Consider the following 19,333-nt stretch of genomic DNA (forward strand, 5'->3'; position numbering starts at 1 on the left):
AAACATGCTTCGGCATGTTTTTTTACTGGACTATTTGATTTTTGATTTTGATACTAAATCAAGTGAGTCGATTGAGCGACCTGTACCGATGGCAACAGATTCAAGTGGAGACGGGGCAAGATGAACAGGAACTAATAATACTTCACGTAACCATTCTGTCATGCCTTTAAGTAATGAACCGCCACCTGTAAGAACAACGCCTTCCTCGACAATGTCACCGGCTAGTTCTGGTGGACAGTTTTCAAGAGAGCGACGAATCATTTCTAAAATAGAAAGCATTGATTCTTTTAAGCATTCTTGAATTTCAGTAGAAGTGATTGTCACTGCTTGTGGTAAGCCACGTACGATATCGCGACCACTAACAGTCATTTCTTCTTCTGTGTGCTCAACTGGCGCATAGCCAATCTCTTTTTTTAGACGCTCTGCAGTCGGAATACCGATAAGAACGCTATATTTTTGACGTATATAGTGAACGATTTCTTCATTAAAGCGGTCGCCACCAATTTTTAATGTATTGGATGTCACGATACCACCAAATGAAATGATGCCAACTTCTGTTGTGCCACCGCCGATATCGACGATTACACTAGCAATTGGTTCTTGAATAGGTAAATCTGCACCGATAGCCGCTGCGACAGGCTCGTCAATTAAAAAGACGTCCTTTGCACCGCATTGTGTTGCCGCATCTTTAATCGCTAGGCGCTCTACAGATGTTGCTCCAGATGGCGCACAAATTACGACATTTGGTTTGCGAAATGATGTGCCGTTTTTAATTGCACGATCTAGAACTGTTTTTAACATGGCTACAGTCATATCAAAATCTGCAATGACGCCATCGCGTAGTGGACGAGATACCACGATTGCAGGTGGCGTTTTGCCAATCATTGCTTGGGCTTCTGTGCCAATCGCAATAACTTCTTTCGTGTTTTTATTCATTGCTATAACTGAAGGCTCATTAATAATGATGCCGTTGTTTTTTGTGTAAACGAGTGTGTTTGCTGTACCTAAATCGATGCCGATTGCTGTGCTAGAAAACATGTTTAAACCCCTCCTAAGGCAATACAAATCCATTGTAGATTAAAGTATAAAGCATAACCAGATATTTTTGTATACGCCAATCCTCATAGAACGGATTTTACTAGGTCGAAAATATCGTTTAAATCCCTTTAAATGGGTCTATTTCATACTATTAATCCTTTTAAAATAGTGAATGATACTAAAATGTAATACAAACTTAAAAAAGGTCATATTGATTCAAAAAGACTAAAAAAACAGCAAACGCAACTATCCGCGTTTGCTGTTTTGAAGTTTATTCCTTATTAAAATGCCCAGTTACCCTTACGGAAAACAGGCTCTGTTGTGCCATCTTCTAGTACACCATCGATATCCATATCTGCACAGCCAATCATAAAGTCTACATGCACAAGACTACGATTTAAGCCGTTTGCTTTTAATTCTTCTTGTGACATCGTTGTTCCACCTTCGATACAAAATGCATATGCGCTACCAATCGCAATATGATTTGATGCATTTTCATCGAATAATGTGTTGTAAAAAAGAATGCCTGAATTTGAAATAGGTGAATCATGTGGCACTAATGCAACCTCACCTAAATAATGTGAGCCTTCATCTGTAGCCACTAAATTTTTCAAGATGTCTTCGCCTTCTTCAGCTTTTACATCGACGATACGACCATTTTCAAAGGTTACTGTAAAGTTATCGATTAAGTTACCGCTATAGTTAAGTGGCTTTTTCGATGTTACATAGCCATTGACACCATCCCATTGTGGTGCTGTAAATACTTCTTCTGTTGGGATATTGGCCATGAAGTCAAAGCCTTTTTCATTTACGGCACCACCGCCACTCCATACATGTGTTTTTGGAAGCTCGATTGTTAAGTCTGTACCGGGTGCTGTATAGTGTAATGCTTTGTAGTGCTTATCATTTAAAAATGCTACTTTTTCAGATAATGTCGCATCATGCTGTTTCCATGCAGCAACAGGATCTTGTAAGTCTGCTCGTGTTGCTTTAAACATCGCATCCCATAATGCATTCACTTGTTCATCTTCGGGTAGGTCAGGGAATACTTTTGCTGCCCATGCGTCAGTTGGCGCTGCCATGACCGTCCAGCTGATTTTGTTTGCTTGTGAATATTCACGGTATTTACTTAATGCTTGGCCCATCGCTTTATTAGCGCGAGCTACGTAGTCCGGATTGACCCCTTTTAGTAAGTCAGGACTTTGTGATTTTACGGTAATGAAGGCCGCGCCGTGGTCTGCTAGCCATTCTTTTTCTGCTGCTTGCCATTCCGGGAAGAAATCAAATGAATCTTCTGGTGCATAGTCGTAGCGCATACGTGTAAGTGCATCATCATAATAGTTAACGAAAACGTTTTTTGCGCCGACCTCATATGCTTTTTTTGTTAGTGCACGAGCAAGTGGTACATTTTCTACGGAAATATTTAAAAATAAATATTGATTTTTCTGTAAATTTGCGCCGATTTTAATGCCTAATTCAGCATAATTTTCAAGTTTTTGTCGAAAATCGTTCATGCAAAATCATCCTCTTCATATATAATTGAGTTACAGTTTCATTGTAACAATTTCGGATAGCGAATTAAAGAATCTTTGTCTTCTTTGTCGCTTTATGTAAAATAAAGTAATAATATTGGGTATAAAGATAAATTTAATATTTCGAATGTGAAACTTTCTTAATATCTATCATTAGCTACCGAAATAAACAAAAGAACGAGAACTTGGAGGTACGGATATGGACATATCATCAGTAGTTGGGATTATACTCGGCTTTGTTGCTTTACTTGTCGGTATGACAATGAAGGGTGTAACACCGGATGCGTTATTAAACCCAGCAGCAATTTTAATCATCATCTTAGGAACAATTGCAACAATTGTTATTGCATTCCCAGGAAATGAATTAAAACGAATTCCGAAACTATTAAAAATTATTTTCACAAATAATAAATTAGCAAATGATGTAGAGCTAATTAAAATGTTTTCTAGTTGGGCAGACTTAGCACGTCGCGAAGGGTTACTAGCACTTGAAAGTAAAACAAATGAAATTGATGATCCATTTTTGAAAAATGGCTTAACATTAGCAATTGATGGTCAAAATGCAGATTACATTCGCGATGTGTTAACGGAAGAAGTAGAAGCAATGGAAGAGCGTCACCACGCTGGAGCACATATTTTCACGCAAGCTGGTACATATGCGCCGACTCTAGGGGTACTTGGAGCCGTTGTCGGATTAATTGCTGCACTGAAAGATATGACCGATATTGAAAAGTTAGGTCATGCCATTTCGGCGGCGTTTATTGCTACATTACTTGGTATTTTTACAGGTTATGTACTATGGCACCCATTTGCGAATAAATTAAAACGTAAATCTGCTATAGAAGCAAAACAAAAAAATATGATGATTGAAGGAATTCTGTCAGTGCTAGAAGGGGAGGCTCCTCGCGTCATTGAACAAAAATTAGCATCATTCTTAACGAAAGATGAGCGTGCTAAAATTATGAATGAAAGCGAGGCGGGTGGCCTTGGCAAAGAAGACTAAGAAGAAAAAAGAAGAGGAAGAAATTCCAGAAGCATGGCTCTTGCCATATTCGGATTTATTAACGCTATTATTAGCACTTTTTATCGTATTGTTTGCGATGAGTTCAGTCGATGCACAAAAGATGGCCGCATTATCGCAAGTCTTTAATGAAGTATTTGATGGTGGACAAGGCGTGATGGATAATCCTTCTCCTACCGAACCAATGACTACAAAGACAACCGAAGTAACAGAGCAAGTACAAGCTTATATGAAAGATCAGGCGGAGTTGAGTAATATTCAAGATGATGTCGAGAACTATATAGCTGTCAACGAGCTCGAAAATCAGTTTTCAACGGAAATGACCGATGATGGCTTACTCATTACAATTCGTGATAGCGTACTGTTTGAATCAGGCGCTGCTGAAATCGGCGACAAAAATCTTAAGGTTGCAAAGGATTTATCGAAACTGTTAATTTTCGATAAGCAACGTCCGGTGATGGTAACGGGTTATACCGATAATATACCAGCACAGGGTGGTAAGTATGATAGCAACTGGGAGCTAAGCGTTATGCGTGCAGTTAATTTCTTAAGTGTATTAATTAATACGAATGATAAACTAGATCCGAAATATTTTAGTGCCAAAGGATATGGCGAAAATAATCCAATTGCTTCAAATAAAACGGAAGCAGGGCGCGAGAAAAATCGTCGTGTAGAAGTGTTAATTCAACCGTTAGTTGAAAAAGATGGTACAAAAAAAGAAGTAAATATTGAAGCAGACGCAACAAAATAAGCTACATAAAAAAAGGAACCGCCTTGGCGATTCCTTTTTTTATATTATTTAAACGTAATAGGCGCAAGCTGTGCGAGTATATCTTCTTTTGATGTATCAATTTGTAATAACGTTGCTGCGCCGTAGCTTCCTTCGACAAGAGGGGCATCGATAATTGTAATTTCCTTTGTCGTCATTTCATCGGCCATGTCTAAGTTCATTTTTGCGCTGCCTAAGTCATAAAATGCAAGCAATTCATCCGCAGCATTGGCTTCAATAGCGGCTAAAATATCTTCAAAGTTTGTGCCAATACCATCTGCTGTACCACCAGCGAATGCCACAGGTACATCAGGTGCGACCTGTGCGATAATTTTCGGGACACCGCGTGCAACGTCGGCACTATGTGAGACAATAATTAATCCAATCATTCCACCACGTCCTTTAGTAGAGCTTCAAATAATAATTTTGACGAGGCCGCGCCAGGGTCAACTTCACCAATTGAGCGTTCACCAACGAATGAGGCACGCCCTTTTGTAGCCTGCATGTTTGTTGTCGCATTAAAGGCTTCTGTGAGCTGCTGTGCATCAAATTTTTCTGAAAGTGGTATCCACACATCCAACATCGTTTTTTCTCCTGCCACAGCTTTACCTCGTTTTTGAATACCCGCAACACCCGCTTTAATTAGTGGCTGTACATCAAACTCTGTCGCATCACCAGCTGCCTTCGCCATTTCCATAAAGGCTGTGCCATAAAGCGGACCAGATGCGCCTCCAACGGTACTAATCCATTTCATTGCTGCTGTCTTAAATGCCTCACCAAGCGTTTTAGGAGGTGTATCAACTAACGCATTTTTCAACTGTTCTGCACCACGGGCCATATTATTACCATGGTCCCCGTCCCCGATAATGCGGTCATATTCACTCAGTGCCGCTTTGTGTTCGATAAGGGCATCACAAAAATCATTTAGCCACGCGACGGTACGATCTACTGTTAACATAAAACTCCTCCTTACCATGCAGGTGCATCAGTGTGTTGATTTAAGTAATCCAGCCACTGTGCATCTGCTAGTTCAAATAATGTAAGTGACATGCCAGCCATATCAATAGCCGTCATATAATTGCCAAGTTTTTTATAGACCACTTCATAACCACGTTCTTCTAGTAACGTTAGTACGTCATTTGCGAAAACATATTGCTCCATTAGTGGTGTAGCACCCATGCCATTAAATAAGACGGCAACTTTTTTCGATGACCATGATGTTTCTTCTTCTAATTTATCTAGGAGTTCCACAGCAATTTCACGAGATGATTTTAATTCCTCGCGGCGATATCCTGGCTCGCCATGAATACCGATGCCAAACTCCATTTCTGTCGCACTCAATTCAAATCCTGGCTTGCCAACTTCAGGTACTGTCGCTGGAGAAATCGCAAAGCCAACAGAGGCTAGATGTGTCACAACATTGTCAGCGAGTGCTTTAATGTCGGTAAGACGAGCACCATTTTTTGCTGCTGCACCGAGCACCTTATGCATGAATAATGTACCGGCAACGCCGCGGCGTCCCTCTGTAAAGCTACTATCAAATACAGCGACATCATCATTTACAATCACAAAATCAACGTCAATGCCTTCCATTTCGGCTAAATCCTTCGCCATTTCAAAATTCATACAGTCACCACTGTAGTTTTTAATGACAAGAAAAACACCGGCGCCTGTGTGTACAGCTTTAATTGCGGCTAAAATCTGATCTGGTGTCGGCGATGTGAATACTTGTCCACAAACCGCTGCATCTAGTAAGCCATCACCAACAAACCCTGCGTGTGCCGGCTCATGTCCACTACCACCGCCGGAAATAATAGCGACTTTACCATCCTGTGGCGTACGACGTGCAATGACGTGTGTGTCTTTAAGTAGTTGCACATCCTCATGAATTTGCACAAAGCCTGCTAACATTTCTGTTACGACATCACTTGGGTTATTCAAAATCTTTTTCATCATCTAACCTCCTAGAATTTGTCTTATCTTTATAGTATGCGCTTGCACGCTTTGATGCAAAAAATAGCCATACAAAAAAGAGACAGCCCAATTTGGGCTGTCTCTTTTTTGACATATAGTGAACGATTATTTACGAAGTGAGCCTAGTTCAGATACGATGGCGTGCATTTCGCTTAAGCTGAATGAGTCACGTTTCATAACTAGATTGTATAAATCTAATAAATCCTCGTAGTTTGATTGGTCAAAGCTTTCAGGACGCATTGCATCGGCATTTACCATACGTAATTTGTCTTTTAATGCATCAATAATATGATGGATATTTTCCACTGATGGTTCGTTTAAATTCACTCGAATCTCATCCTTTCATTTTAGCTATATGTATCATTTCACGCTCGAAAAAGAATGTCAACGTCTTAACGCAAATCTTTCTTGCGTGAAATATGACTTTCAGAGGACAGAGCAAGCGTTTTATTGGTAAAGTAGAAGGGTAAACTACTACATAGTAGAATATTTTGGAAAAGTTTGGAGGAAGCAATTATGGCGAACAAATTTGTAGCAGGTATTGCATTAGGAGCAGTAGCAGGAGCAGTAATCAGCTTACTGGACCGTCAAACACGACAAGAAACTACACAAAAGCTGAAAAGTGCTTCAGCAACTATTCAACATTACGCTGCTAATCGTGATGAACTGAAAGACAATCTTTTAGCGAAGGTGGATGCTGTGCAAACAGTGTACAACCGCATTGCAGAAGATAAAGATTACTACTTAGAAAAAATCGAAGAAGTGAAGGCGCTGACGCCACAAGTAAAAGCGTTTGTTTCGGACACGAAAGAAGCTTTTGCTGAAGAGGCACCAACGGTCACTTCAGATGACACAGCGAAATAATGTAGCGAATAATGCGATTCACCTGTCATTCTGAATAGAAGGAGGAGTGCCGGTGGGGAAGAAAAAGAAAAACGTGAAAAAGCGTAAAGGACCATCATCTGAAGTATTCGATAAAGTAAAAATGCTGCAAATTGAAAAAAAACATCTACAAGATGTGCATAAGCCTCAATACGACCTATCCACATGGAAAGGATTTATACAGGGCTTTATTCAAAAAGTCACGCAGGCCGATTTATCTGGCATGGGTGCGCAGCTCGCATACTTCTTCTTATTATCGCTCTTTCCATTATTGATTTTCGTCATGACACTTGTGCCGTTTTTAAATTTACCACAAGAGCAAGTGTATACGATGATGAAAGAGTTATTACCAGAGCAAGTGTATTCGCTCATTGGTGATACATTAAAAGATGTACTTGAAAACCGTAATGGTGGCTTATTATCAGTCGGTATTTTAGCGACATTATGGTCTGCTTCAAACGGTGTGAATGCATTAATTAAATCACTGAATCAATCTTATGGTAAGGCAGAAACACGACCATTTATCATCGCTCGTTCGATGTCGGTTGTGTTTACACTCGTACTTATTCTATTAGTCGTTGTTGCGTTAATTTTACCAGTGTTTGGTTCACAAATCGGTCATTTCCTAGCAAATACAATCGGCCTTGGTGAACAGTTCGGCGCTATCTTTGATAAGTTCCGTATTTTACTACCACCACTTGTCATTTTCTGTGGTCTTGTATTTATGTATTGGTTAGGACCGAATGTGAAGATGTACTTACGTAGTGCTATTCCAGGAGCTATCGTTTCGACGGTTTGCTGGTTAGTCATTTCATATGTCTTCTCAATTTATATTAATAACTTCTCAAACTATTCTGCAACGTATGGCAGTATCGGGGGGATTATTATCCTCATGTTATGGCTCTATATCACCGGCATGGTCCTCATGATTGGTGGCCTTGTGAATGCGATTATGCAGGAGCGAAAAGAGCAGATTGATACGCGTCGACGTCGATTATCCGCGCAATAAATAAAAAACAAAAACACCTGCAAAGATTTTATTCTTTGTAGGTGTTTTTTGTATGAGGAGAAAGGTGATTGAACCGCCTCTTTTTTTTACAAGCGTAGCATACGTAAGCCGTTTAAAATAACGAGAATCGTACTACCTTCATGCCCGATAACACCGAGTGGAAGGTCCACTACTTGTAGGAAGTTTGAGGCGATCAATAGCATGATCACACTGATGGCAAAAATAATATTTTGCTTCACAATACGCTGCATTTTACGTGCTACTTTCACCGCATATGAAATTTTTGATAAATCATTTTTCATTAGGACAACATCAGCTGTTTCAAGTGCGACGTCTGTCCCTTCACCCATTGCAATCCCTGTTGTCGCAGTCGCAAGGGCAGGGGCATCATTAATGCCATCGCCGACCATACCGACGAATTTATATTTTGTCATTAACTCTTTGATATGCGCAACTTTTGTTTCTGGTAAGCATTCGGCAATATAGCTTTCAACGCCAGCCTCTTTTGCGATGGCTTTTGCTGTTTTTTCATTATCACCAGTTAGCATAATCGTATGAATGCCAAGTTCTTTCAACTGAGCAATGGCTTGTTTTGCCTCTTCACGAACCGTATCCTTCATCGCTGCCATCGCGACGATTCCTTGCGCATCTGCCATGAAGATGACGGTTTTACCTTCTTCAGCTAGTAGTGGAGCGGCCCCGTTCGCGAATTGCATCGCCGCCTCACGTCCAACAAAATCCATTTTCCCTACTTTATAAAAGACATCATCAATCGTCGCTTCAAGACCATAGCCAGGAATATCTTTAATTGTGGCATTAGCAAACGATACGCCTTGTTGTTTCGCATAGGCTGTAATCGCTACAGCTAATGGGTGATTAGAGTTATATTCAATACCTGCAAGCATACTAAGCGTTTGTTTTTCATCTAGACCGTCACGCACGATAAAGTCCGTCACGACGGGTTTCCCTTGTGTTAATGTACCGGTTTTATCAAATGCGATTGCTTGTAAAACACTTAAATGTTCAATGTGTAAGCCACCTTTGAATAGAACCCCGTTACGTGCGCCATTTGAAATGGCTGATAAGGTTGCTGGCATAATTGCTGCAACAAGAGCACAAGGAGAAGCAACAACAAGTAACACCATTGCGCGGTAGAATGTTGTAGTCCAGTCCCAACCTAATACGAAATGAGGGACGAATAACATTAAGCCAACTGCGATTAATACGACTTTTACATACGTACCTTCAAAGCGCTCGATAAATTGTTGAGATGGTGATTTTTCACTTTGTGCAGATTGTACAAGGTCGATAATCTTTTGGAATAATGACTCAGAGCTTGGCTTTGTCATCGTCATTTTCACAGCACCGGTCATATTGACAGTCCCGGCGAATACGTCGTCGCCTGCAAATTTAGAAACGGGGATAGATTCACCTGTAATCGCTGCTTCATCAATAGAAGTCGCGCCGTCTGCGATGACACCATCTGTTGGAATACGCTCACCCGGTTTGATCATCACAACATCGCCAACTTGTAATGTGTCAACTTTCACGCGTTCGAGTGAACCATCTGCTAGCACTAACCAAGCCTCTTCCGGCTGCATATCCATTAATGCAGAAATTTCTTTATGGGATTTATTCATCGCATACGTTTCAAGTGCGCCACTCAATGCGAAGATGAAAATTAAAATGGCGCCCTCTGTCCAGTAACCAATTACCGCAGAGCCAATTGCCGCAAGAATCATAAGGAATTCAACATTCAATTCCTTATTGGCAATCGTTTCTTCGACGCCTTCTTTTGCTTTTGCAAAGCCACCAATTAAGAAGGCTAGTAAGTAAAGGACAATGCCGACGCTCGTCATTTCATCGCGTGTTGTAAACCAAGCAATGGCAATGAGGATACCTGCTACAACGGCAGCAATTAATTCGATATGTTCCTTTAATTTCTCAATTAAATGATTATTATTCTCATTTGTAGTATTCATATACATTCCTCCTGATAATGAAAATCGCTATCAATTAAACTATATAAACCTTTTATTATAGAGGTTTTATTCGTTTTTTAAATTCCTTATTTAGAATCATTCTAAAGTTAAAATTATTATAACATAGAGGAGAATACTTTGGAAGTGCGTTTACTTAAATTTTCATAAAAAATGATAGGAATTGTGAACGTTGCAATTGGTTATCATTTACAATAAAAAAGAAGCTAGTAGAAGAGAATTCTACTAGCTTCTTATGATTAAATCGGGATTAAAATACTTTTTCAGCGTATTGTGCTAATTTTTCAACAGATGATTTTTGAACATCTGCATGTAATGAATTACCGTGAGAATCCATTGTTACAACGGCTGTAAAATCTTCGACACCTAAGTGCCACATTGCTTCAGGAATACCAAATTCCATTAAGTCTACGCCATCAACTGATTTGATACAGTCAGCATAGTACTGTGCCGCACCACCGATAGCATTTAAGTAAACACCACCATGTTCTTCAAGTGCTTTTAATGTTTTCGGACCCATACCGCCTTTACCGATAACAGCGCGGATACCGAATTTTTTCATGATATCGCCTTGGTAAGGTTCTTCACGAATTGATGTTGTTGGACCAGCTGCTTTTACTGTCCAGTTTTCATTCTCATCTTTCGCCATTACAGGACCACAGTGATAAATAATTTGGCCATTTAAATCAACAGGCGCGTCGTGGCTCATTAAGTGATGGTGGATTGCATCACGACCTGTATACATACGGCCGCTAATTTTCACGACATCACCAACTTGAAGTGAACGGATTTTTTCTTCTGTAATTGGTGCTACAAGCTCAACCATTTTATTGTCTGGCTTGTCATTTGATTTCGCTGCAGCTGCTGCTTCTGCGAAGTCGATTTTTTCGCCTTCTTGGTAGTGCCAGTTTAAGATTTCGCCAGTTTCAGGGCTGATGTCGATTGCCATGCGGCGGAAAGCCCAACAGTTGTAAGCGACAGATACGTAGAATGACGCTGGAATACGGTGCATGACGCCGATTTTACAACCAAGTAATGTCGCCTCGCCGCCGAAGCCCATAGTACCGATACCAAGTGTATTGGCTTTTTCTACGATATAATCTTCTAATTTTGCTAAGTCCTCATTTGCATTCGTATCATCTAAAGAACGGAATAATTGCTCCTTCGCAAGATCATAACCAGAAGCGCGGTCGCCACCGATACCTACACCGATGAAACCAGCAGAACAGCCTTGGCCTTGTGCTTGGTATACAGAATGAAGAATACATTTACGGATACCATCTAGGTCACGACCAGCGCGGCCTAAACCTTCAAGTTCGCATGGTAGGCTATATTGAATGTTTTTGTTTTCACAGCCGCCACCTTTAAGGATAAGCTTCATTTCAATATAATCTTTTTCCCATTGTTCAAACTTCACGACAGGTAACCCTTCGCCTAGGTTATCGCCTGAGTTTTTACCAGTTAAAGAATCTACTGCGTTTGGACGTAATTTTGCATCGCCAGTCGTACGTGCAATCGCATCTTTAATGATTTTTTTGATCTCGATTTGGTTCACGCCAACAGGAGTTTTTACTTTAAATGTTGGTAAACCAGTATCTTGGCAAATTGGTGACACATTGTCATCCGCCATAAAGATGTTATTCGCGATTGTGTCTAAGCTCATCGCTGCACGCGTACCTGCGTTTTCAGCTTCTTTTGCACGCTTTACAGCACGGCGTACATCCTTCGGTAAGTTTGTTGACGTCTCTGTAATTAAGTCATAGACGCTTTGTTCTAACGTTTCTAAGTTCATTAGAAATCCCCCTCAAAAATAAAGTGACATAGTCTCCTTCATTATATAGGACAAAGTAGAAAGATAGAATAGCGATACAGAAAATAATGTACCTAAACAGAAAGAGGACGTAAATAATTTCTCATATAAAAAAAGAGCCACTTATAATAAGTGACTCTAATCGTGACTAGCGGGATTTAAATTGCTTTACTTTTTCCTCTAAATCATCAACCATCGAAATTAAACGATCGATATCTTCTAATTCCGTTGTTTCAGGTTCAATTGAATCTAACACTTCGACAAACATTTGTAAACGACCTTTCAAGTACTGTACTTGCTGATCTTTATTTGAGATTGGTTTCATTCGGCACCTCCGTTAGTTAGCCTTAGCATAACGGAAAAAGAGGGAGAATTCAATGTCGAACAAATGAACGTAGGACAAAATGAGGATTTTAATAATCTGACTATTTGAAATGTTTACAAAATTCATATCTTGTGGTATTATTCTTTTAACGATTAAGGGAAGGAGGATACAGACGATAGTAATTCTGATAAATGGATGCCCTTTTCTAGGTGACACCGCGTAGAATTGTAAGACCTGAACAAGGAAACCTCTTCCAAGTATCCAATAACCGTTCAATTAGCACACTACGTGATGACACAGCTAAATTATAGGGCGCTCAGTATTGATAATCGTAAAATAAAGGAGGTACATTAAACCCCGTTGTCGGTAAAACACTTATCTTCCTATCCATTTGCCGGGAACTACGTTTAATAACAAATGAATATGATAAAAAGTTAACAAGACTCAGAACTCCTACGTTGTAGATGTATCTGAGTCTTTTTCTATGCCTTAAATTTTGTTATAGTAGGTTGAATTCATATTTTGAAAGGGGAACAACCTCGTGCAACAAGATACATATGCAAAAAGACGTTTTTGGGTGCTCGTTGCCATCGTGTCGATCTCAGGCTTTTCACAAGGCATGTTGCTCCCGCTTATTTCCGTTATTTTTGAACGAGACGGCGTATCTTCATCACTTAATGGCTTAAATGCGACAGGCTTATATTTAGGGACCTTACTGATTTCGCCCTTCATCGAAAAACCTTTGCGTAAATTTGGCTACAAACCTGTTATTTTAACGGGTGGCGCTATTGTACTCATCTCGCTAATGCTATTCCCATTATGGAAGAGCTTATTATTTTGGTTTATTTTACGCCTCTTCATCGGTGTCGGGGACAATGCGCTTCACTTTGCATCACAAACGTGGATTACAAGTACCGCTCGTCCCGAAACGCTTGGTAAAAGCATTGCGATTTATGGCTTATCCTTCGGTGTTGGTTTTGCAATTGGACCGTTATTAGTGCCACTTGTTAATATTGCTGAGGCACTACCATTTATCGTGTCGACAGTACTTTGCCTCGTATCATGGGCGCTTGTGTTTACATTGAAAAACGATAAGCCAGAACCAATTGATGTAAAAAGTGCTAATTCAAATGTGTGGCATCGTTATAAAAAAACGCTGAGTTATGCATGGATTGCCTTTTTACCGCCGCTTGTTTATGGCTTTTTAGAATCATCGCTAAATGCCATTTTCCCAGTGTATGCACTACGTCGTGAATTTGATGTATCCGTGGTGTCGCTTATTTTATCCGCCTTTGCGATTGGCGGTATTATAACGCAGGTACCATTTGGAACACTTGGGGACCGTATTGGACGTTATAAAGTTATTACATTTGGGTTGCTTGGCGGCGGTACTATGTTTTTAATTGGAAGCTTTTTAGAATCCTACCAATGGTTCGTATTTGTCGCCTTCTTGCTTGGGGGCATGTGTTGCGGCTCGATGTTTTCATTAGGCATTTCGTTTATGACAGATTTAACGCCGAAGGAATTACTACCAACGGGTAATTTACTATGTAGTATTTTCTTTAGTGTTGGTAGTTTGACAGGTCCATTTTTAGGTGGCGCCTTTGTAGAGCATGCGACGATGAGCTATTTACTACTCGTAGCACTGCTATTATTTACTGTATTCGTTATTATTTCACGTGGTGACCGTAAAAAAAGAATAAATAATCAAAAAGGATTTTGATACTATCAAAATCCTTTTTTTATATGGAAAAATAAAATAATAATTAAATCAGAAGAAATCGCTGCAATTACACAGCAAGTAAGCGAATCAATTGATCAAATTAGTAATGCTTCAGATAGCACAACACAGCAAACACAACAAGTAGCAGGCCTTGCACAGGAACAGTACGCAGCAATTGAAGAAATGACAGCGGCAAGTGATTTCCTACGAGATTTATCTGAGCAATTAACGAGTCAAATTTCGCACTTCCGTTTAAATTAAATTAATAAAAGGCAGCGCACTCGGTCGTGAGTAGCGCTACCTTTTTGGATAAAATCATTTATTAGAAATCACGTATGAGCCCAAGGAGCGGTTTTTGGCTACGACATATTAAAAAATAAGTGTCAGGCCTAAGTGGATAGGGCTAGAGAAAGGCTACTTATTTGCTGAAGTGTAAATAATTCTAAAATAAATACAATTTTTATGGCGATAGTTATGATAACTTTGCATAACACTGTAGGTGAAAAGGGTCAAAGTAGGGGAAGAAATACCCCGTTTTTGCCCCGTTTTGCTCGTTTTCGGGTTCTAAAGGGAGATTTCCACACATAGATCTGGCTAGGATAGAGCGCTGCGTGGCGCATTTTTCGATGAATCGAATAAATGACAGCTCCTTTTTTTAGCATATTCTTTTCAGACAAAAAACATCCGTCAGAGAACGGAAACAGACCGATTTTTGCGTATTTTGGGCTGTAATTAGCCATTTGGCATCTTTAAAAATAATAACGATATGCGGAAAAATCATAAATAAAAATTTTTGTTGACAGCTTTTTGCATGATACATGATAAATCTAGATTTTTCACCCCGTAATTAGCCCTGCTTTGGCACTTATTTTCAACTATGTTGTAGTCAAAACACGCTTTCTGATGTTATCAGCCATTTCTGAAAAACGATACAAAAAAGACAATCACCATTAGATGATTGTCTTTGAACGTTTATTTTTTCAATGTTAGTAATGTAACGCTTTCGACATGCGCTGTTTGAGGGAACATGTCAACAGGTTGAATATACTCAACCTGGTATAGCTCCATTAACTGAGCTAAATCTTTTGCAAGTGTTGAAGGATTACAAGATGTGTAGACGATACGTTCTGGACGGATGACTAACATCGTCTCGATGAAGCTGTCGTCTAAACCGGTGCGTGGAGGATCTACTGTCACAACGTCTGGCACATAGCCGTCTAAACGCCATTCCTCTAACCAATGCTCTGCTGTACCTTGTACATACGTCGCATTTTCAACACCATATTTTTTCGCGTTTTTCTTCGCATCGACAATTGATTCAGGAATGATATCCATACCGCGGATTTCTTTCGCACCTTTTGATAACCAAAGACCGATTGTACCAACGCCACAGTAAGCATCAACGATGGATTCTTTACCTGTTAATTCCGCTGCTTTTTTAATTTGATTGTATAGGTGAACCGTTTGTGTTGGATTCAGTTGGAAGAATGCGCGTGCTGATAAATCAAATGCGTATTCGCCAAGTTTTTCGCGAATCGTTTCTTTACCAGCTAACACAATCGTTTGGTCACCGAAAATAAGTGGTGAGCTATCTTCTTTAACATTTTGAACGATTGAAACGATTTTTGAATCCAATGCTTTTACGCGTTCAACAAGCTCGTCTTTTTGATCGAAGTTTTTCTTCGTTGTGACGAAAACGATTTGTGTTTCACCTGTATTGACGCCTGTACGCACAACAATTGTACGTACTGTACCACGATTTGTTTTTTCATTATATGCAGGAATTTGAAGCTCTTGCATAATGCGTTTTACTTTTGTCGTCATTTTCGCCGTCATTGGATGTTGTACAGCACAGTCTTCAATATCTAGTAGCTTATGGCTGTTTTCTGCATATAGACCTGCTAATACTTTATCGCCAGATTGACGTGCTTGGAAGGCACTCTTATTACGATAATTCCAAGGGTCATCCATACCGATTGTTGGGCGTAGGTCGATTTTTTTTGCGCCATCTTTCACGTATTTAGCTAATGATTGTGCGACAATGTCACGTTTCGCTTTTAGCTGCATATCGTATTTCATATGCTGTAATTGGCAACCGCCACATTCATCATATACAGGACACGGTGGTGTCGTACGATGTTTTGAACGTTTTTGTACTTTTATGATTTTACCTTCTGAATAACCGCGCGCGACTTTTGTTAGTTCGATATATACTTCCTCGCCTGTAATAGCACCAGGTACGAAAACGATGTTACGTTTGTAGTAACCAATCCCTTCGCCGTTAATACCGAGTTTTTTAATGTTCAGTGGAATCCGTTTTCCGACTGACATAATAGTTTGTTGTTGCAAGATGGACACGTCCTTTTCTAAATTCATTTCTCCATTATAACGAAACGCCGACTTGAATAAAAGAAAAGCTTCTGCCATCTAGCAGAAGTTTTAACGCAGTAGTTGCTGAAGTGCTTTTGTAATCGTTGGATAATTGAAATCAAAATCATAGTCACTTAAAACGGTAGGTAATACTTTTTGACCTTCTAATACGAGCTGGCTTTTCTCGCCAAGTGCGAGCTTAAGTGCAGCTTCTGGGACAGGCAACCAGTTGGGCTTATTAAGTGCTTCGGCGATGAAATCCCCAATTTGTTTCATGCGAACCGGATAAGGGGCTGTGACGTTTACAACACCTTTTACATCCTCATTCATTAAACAAAATGCCAGCGCACGCGCAACATCTTCTACATGTACCCATGATACCCACTGCATGCCATCGCCAAGCTTGCCACCAACATTATATTTATAAGGCGTCGCGATAAGCGGGAATGCGCCAGCTTCCTGATCGAAAATGACACCGAAGCGCGTTTTGACGACACGAACGCCTTCCTCTGTTGCTTGATCTGCGAGACCTTCCCACATCTTAACCGTTTTACCGAGGAAATCATGGGCTTGCTCATCGGAAGCTTCGGTATATTCAGCGTCGAGTGATGTAGGGTAAATCCCAACAGCACTCGCATTGACCAATGTTTTTGGTGTTTCCTCTAGTACACGAATAAGGCGTAGCACTTCATTTGTTGCTTCTTGGCGACTATTATAAATCGCCGCTTTTCGCTCATCTGTCCAGCGGCCTTCATTTAACGATACACCAGCTAAATTTACAAATGCATCAACATCATTTAAATAAAGTTCAGGCTGTGCATCATCAACAAGCCACTGTACGTATTCAATACCATCTTTTGAATCGTTATTGCCACGCGTTAAAATCACAATGTCATGCCCATGAGATTTTAATAATTTTGTTAAGGTAGAGCCAACGAGACCAGTGCCTCCAGTAATCGCAATCTTCATGAAAAAATCCTCCTTTAATGTTTCATTTACTTAGTTCTATTATTAAGTGTATGCCCGTGAAGTTTCAACTGAAAACAGGTATACTATCAAAAGAAAGGGGTTGCTACGTATGCCGAAAGTCATTACGAAGATTACACGACAAAAGCGAAATGAAGAGCGCTACAATATTTTCTTAAATGAAGAATATTCGTTTAGTGTCGATGAAAAGATTCTCGTGCAGTACGGCCTCACAAAAGGAAAAGTGCTAGATGAATGGACACTTGGTGACATCGCCTTTGAAGATGAAGTAGCGCGTGCATTTAATCGCGGCTTATCGTATTTGACTTATCAAATGCGCAGTGAAGAGGAAGTGCGTAAAAAGCTACGTGACGCAGAATTTGGTGAAGCAGTTATTCAAGAGGCAATTCAAAAATTAGTACGACTTGGCTTTTTAAATGATGCGGAATTTTCACGTGCCTTTGTTGAAACGAAAAAGAATACGATGAAAAAAGGGCCGCGTGCGATTCAGCAGGAGCTAAAGCGTAAGGGAATCGATGAAAAAACGCAGCAGCAGGCACTTGGAGAGTTTGATGAAGGGGAGCAACTTCAGCTCGCGTATGAATTGGCGGAGAAAAAACAGCGTCAAGAATCGCGAAAAACACCGATGCAGCAAAAACAGAAGATTCAAGATTTCCTCTTGCGAAAAGGCTATAGCTTTGGGATTATTGAACAGGCGATTGCGAAATTAGATTTTACAACGGAAGAAGACGATTGGTCCGCGATGCTTGAAGGGCAGGGCGAGAAGGCGTGGAAGAAATATGCGTCGAAGTTTACTGGCTATGACCTCCATATGAAGGTTAAGCAGGCATTGTACCAAAAAGGGTTTCCCGGTGAAATTATAGAGGCATTTATTGAACAAAAGGAGAATGAAAATGAAGAAGTATAGCGAAATGACGGAAGCGGAACTGCGCACAGAGATTGGTTTATTAAAAGAAAAAGCCCGTAAAGCGGAGCAACTTGGCATCATTAATGAATTTGCAGTTTATGAACGTAAAGCAATTTTAGCAAGTTCCTTTTTATTAGACCCTGCAGATTTTAAAGCGGGCGAAATTTATCGTGTCGAGGGTGACCCGGGTGTGTTCTTTAAAGTCGATTACTTAAAAGGTGTCTATGCATGGGGTTACCGCTTAGGCGGGCATGTGGAAGAAGAAGCCATTCCAATTGCGATGCTTGTACCAGCTGGGGAGATGTTCTAATATGCAAGAAATCGAACAAAAAGTAGCGGAATTAACAGAAGTGTTAGTAGAGGCAAGCCAGTTATCGCAAGCGAAGGCACGTGTATGGATTGAGCTTTTATGGAGTGACTTCGAATCGACATATGCGAAGGCTGGATATGACTATAAGGGAATGGAAATGACTGAGCGTATTATTCGTCAATGGATTCAAAGCTATGGTCGCGACATCCATGCATTTGCGGGTCGAAATCCAAAATATGCACATTTATTAGATGATGTAGAATAAGCGGGCTGGCGCTAGGAAGCAATTCTTAGCACCATGCCTTTTTTTGAAGCATGAAAAAACGAGACCTCTAGTCAAAGAAGTCTCGTAGGTTTGTGATGGAAGATCAACTACGTTTACCAGGGCCCCTATCTACCGGGGAACCATCGGAGTTAAACGAGCGCTTTCATCACTTAGTGTTATCCGGATTCATCGACTAGATTCTCGGGTCAAATCACTTCTTCCTACGTGGCTAGGCGCCACTTGTCAGAAGCTTTATTTGCCCATCGAATCTGAACGAGTCGATTCATCACTTAGTGTTATCCGGATTCAAACACCAGTGCTTCGGGTCGTTTCGTTCCTTCCGACGCGACGAAGAACGCCGCTTGTCAGGAACTATAAACGCCCGTCAGCACTAAACGGTGTTTTCATCAC

19 protein-coding genes are annotated in these 19,333 nt (G+C 40.3%); 8 read left to right on the plus strand and 11 right to left on the minus strand.

Annotated features, from left to right (window positions below):
- Positions 1-30: 30 nt before the first annotated feature.
- Complete coding sequence (gene mreBH, locus KTHG_RS19490) at positions 31-1,038, minus strand: rod-share determining protein MreBH (protein WP_126989166.1); 1,008 nt, start codon at positions 1,036-1,038, stop codon at positions 31-33.
- 281 nt (positions 1,039-1,319) lie between these two features.
- Positions 1,320-2,552, minus strand: coding sequence for an aminopeptidase (locus KTHG_RS19495; RefSeq protein WP_126989167.1), 1,233 nt, complete (start codon positions 2,550-2,552; stop codon positions 1,320-1,322).
- A gap of 217 nt (positions 2,553-2,769) precedes the next feature.
- Between KTHG_RS19495 and motA the strand changes: the two genes are divergently transcribed.
- Both motA and motB read left to right on the plus strand, forming a co-directional pair.
- Positions 2,770-3,573: a flagellar motor stator protein MotA gene (motA, locus tag KTHG_RS19500; RefSeq protein WP_139996020.1), complete on the plus strand. Its 804-nt coding sequence runs from the start codon at positions 2,770-2,772 to the stop codon at positions 3,571-3,573.
- The gene (motB, locus tag KTHG_RS19505; protein WP_126989169.1) at positions 3,557-4,342 is read left to right on the plus strand and encodes a flagellar motor protein MotB; all 786 of its coding nucleotides are present in this window, start codon (positions 3,557-3,559) and stop codon (positions 4,340-4,342) included. Before motA ends, motB begins: the two co-directional genes overlap by 17 nt.
- Positions 4,343-4,386: 44 nt before the next feature.
- On the opposite strand, the gene dhaM is transcribed toward motB, so the two are convergent.
- From dhaM to KTHG_RS19525, 4 genes are all read right to left on the minus strand, one after another.
- Complete coding sequence (gene dhaM, locus KTHG_RS19510) at positions 4,387-4,749, minus strand: dihydroxyacetone kinase phosphoryl donor subunit DhaM (protein WP_139996022.1); 363 nt, start codon at positions 4,747-4,749, stop codon at positions 4,387-4,389.
- On the minus strand, positions 4,746-5,318 hold the full coding sequence (dhaL, locus tag KTHG_RS19515) for a dihydroxyacetone kinase subunit DhaL (protein WP_139996024.1): 573 nt from the start codon (positions 5,316-5,318) through the stop codon (positions 4,746-4,748). The genes dhaM and dhaL overlap by 4 nt, the downstream gene beginning before the upstream one ends.
- 11 nt (positions 5,319-5,329) lie before the next feature.
- Positions 5,330-6,313, minus strand: coding sequence for a dihydroxyacetone kinase subunit DhaK (gene dhaK, locus KTHG_RS19520; RefSeq protein WP_139996026.1), 984 nt, complete (start codon positions 6,311-6,313; stop codon positions 5,330-5,332).
- A gap of 126 nt (positions 6,314-6,439) precedes the next feature.
- Positions 6,440-6,661, minus strand: a complete 222-nt coding sequence (locus KTHG_RS19525) for a DUF1128 domain-containing protein (RefSeq protein ID WP_126989173.1) — start codon at positions 6,659-6,661, stop codon at positions 6,440-6,442.
- A gap of 189 nt (positions 6,662-6,850) precedes the next feature.
- Between KTHG_RS19525 and KTHG_RS19530 the strand changes: the two genes are divergently transcribed.
- On the plus strand, positions 6,851-7,198 hold the full coding sequence (locus tag KTHG_RS19530) for a YtxH domain-containing protein (RefSeq protein WP_126989174.1): 348 nt from the start codon (positions 6,851-6,853) through the stop codon (positions 7,196-7,198).
- A 52-nt stretch (positions 7,199-7,250) separates the two neighbouring features.
- Positions 7,251-8,225 (plus strand): YihY/virulence factor BrkB family protein, encoded by a 975-nt coding sequence (locus tag KTHG_RS19535; protein WP_139996028.1) that lies wholly within the window; start codon positions 7,251-7,253, stop codon positions 8,223-8,225.
- Positions 8,226-8,311: 86 nt separating this feature from the next.
- On the opposite strand, the gene KTHG_RS19540 is transcribed toward KTHG_RS19535, so the two are convergent.
- From KTHG_RS19540 to KTHG_RS21540, 3 genes are all read right to left on the minus strand, one after another.
- On the minus strand, positions 8,312-10,207 hold the full coding sequence (locus KTHG_RS19540) for a heavy metal translocating P-type ATPase (protein ID WP_139996030.1): 1,896 nt from the start codon (positions 10,205-10,207) through the stop codon (positions 8,312-8,314).
- 268 nt (positions 10,208-10,475) lie between these two features.
- Positions 10,476-12,017: a fumarate hydratase gene (locus KTHG_RS19545; protein WP_126989177.1), complete on the minus strand. Its 1,542-nt coding sequence runs from the start codon at positions 12,015-12,017 to the stop codon at positions 10,476-10,478.
- A 166-nt stretch (positions 12,018-12,183) separates the two neighbouring features.
- Positions 12,184-12,360, minus strand: a complete 177-nt coding sequence (locus KTHG_RS21540) for an SE1561 family protein (RefSeq protein ID WP_186439695.1) — start codon at positions 12,358-12,360, stop codon at positions 12,184-12,186.
- A gap of 541 nt (positions 12,361-12,901) precedes the next feature.
- Here KTHG_RS21540 and KTHG_RS19550 point away from each other — a divergent pair.
- Positions 12,902-14,083, plus strand: a complete 1,182-nt coding sequence (locus tag KTHG_RS19550; RefSeq protein WP_139996032.1) for an MFS transporter — start codon at positions 12,902-12,904, stop codon at positions 14,081-14,083.
- 972 nt (positions 14,084-15,055) lie between these two features.
- Here KTHG_RS19550 and rlmD read toward each other — a convergent pair.
- Together rlmD and KTHG_RS19560 are read right to left on the minus strand one after the other, a co-directional pair.
- Positions 15,056-16,432, minus strand: coding sequence for a 23S rRNA (uracil(1939)-C(5))-methyltransferase RlmD (gene rlmD, locus KTHG_RS19555; protein ID WP_139996034.1), 1,377 nt, complete (start codon positions 16,430-16,432; stop codon positions 15,056-15,058).
- 90 nt (positions 16,433-16,522) lie between these two features.
- On the minus strand, positions 16,523-17,422 hold the full coding sequence (locus tag KTHG_RS19560; RefSeq protein ID WP_126989180.1) for a TIGR01777 family oxidoreductase: 900 nt from the start codon (positions 17,420-17,422) through the stop codon (positions 16,523-16,525).
- Positions 17,423-17,531: 109 nt separating this feature from the next.
- Between KTHG_RS19560 and recX the strand changes: the two genes are divergently transcribed.
- Genes recX through KTHG_RS19575 form a run of 3 tightly spaced genes read left to right on the plus strand, consistent with a single transcriptional unit; the run spans position 17,532 to position 18,922 of the window.
- Positions 17,532-18,347, plus strand: coding sequence for a recombination regulator RecX (gene recX, locus KTHG_RS19565; protein ID WP_126989181.1), 816 nt, complete (start codon positions 17,532-17,534; stop codon positions 18,345-18,347).
- Complete coding sequence (locus tag KTHG_RS19570; protein WP_126989182.1) at positions 18,328-18,657, plus strand: YfhH family protein; 330 nt, start codon at positions 18,328-18,330, stop codon at positions 18,655-18,657. Before recX ends, KTHG_RS19570 begins: the two co-directional genes overlap by 20 nt.
- Position 18,658: 1 nt before the next feature.
- The gene (locus KTHG_RS19575; protein ID WP_126989183.1) at positions 18,659-18,922 is read left to right on the plus strand and encodes a YfhJ family protein; all 264 of its coding nucleotides are present in this window, start codon (positions 18,659-18,661) and stop codon (positions 18,920-18,922) included.
- The last annotated feature ends 411 nt before the right edge of the window (positions 18,923-19,333 follow it).

Source organism: Kurthia sp. Dielmo, from assembly GCF_000307285.2.
In the GTDB taxonomy this organism is placed as follows: domain Bacteria; phylum Bacillota; class Bacilli; order Bacillales_A; family Planococcaceae; genus Kurthia; species Kurthia populi.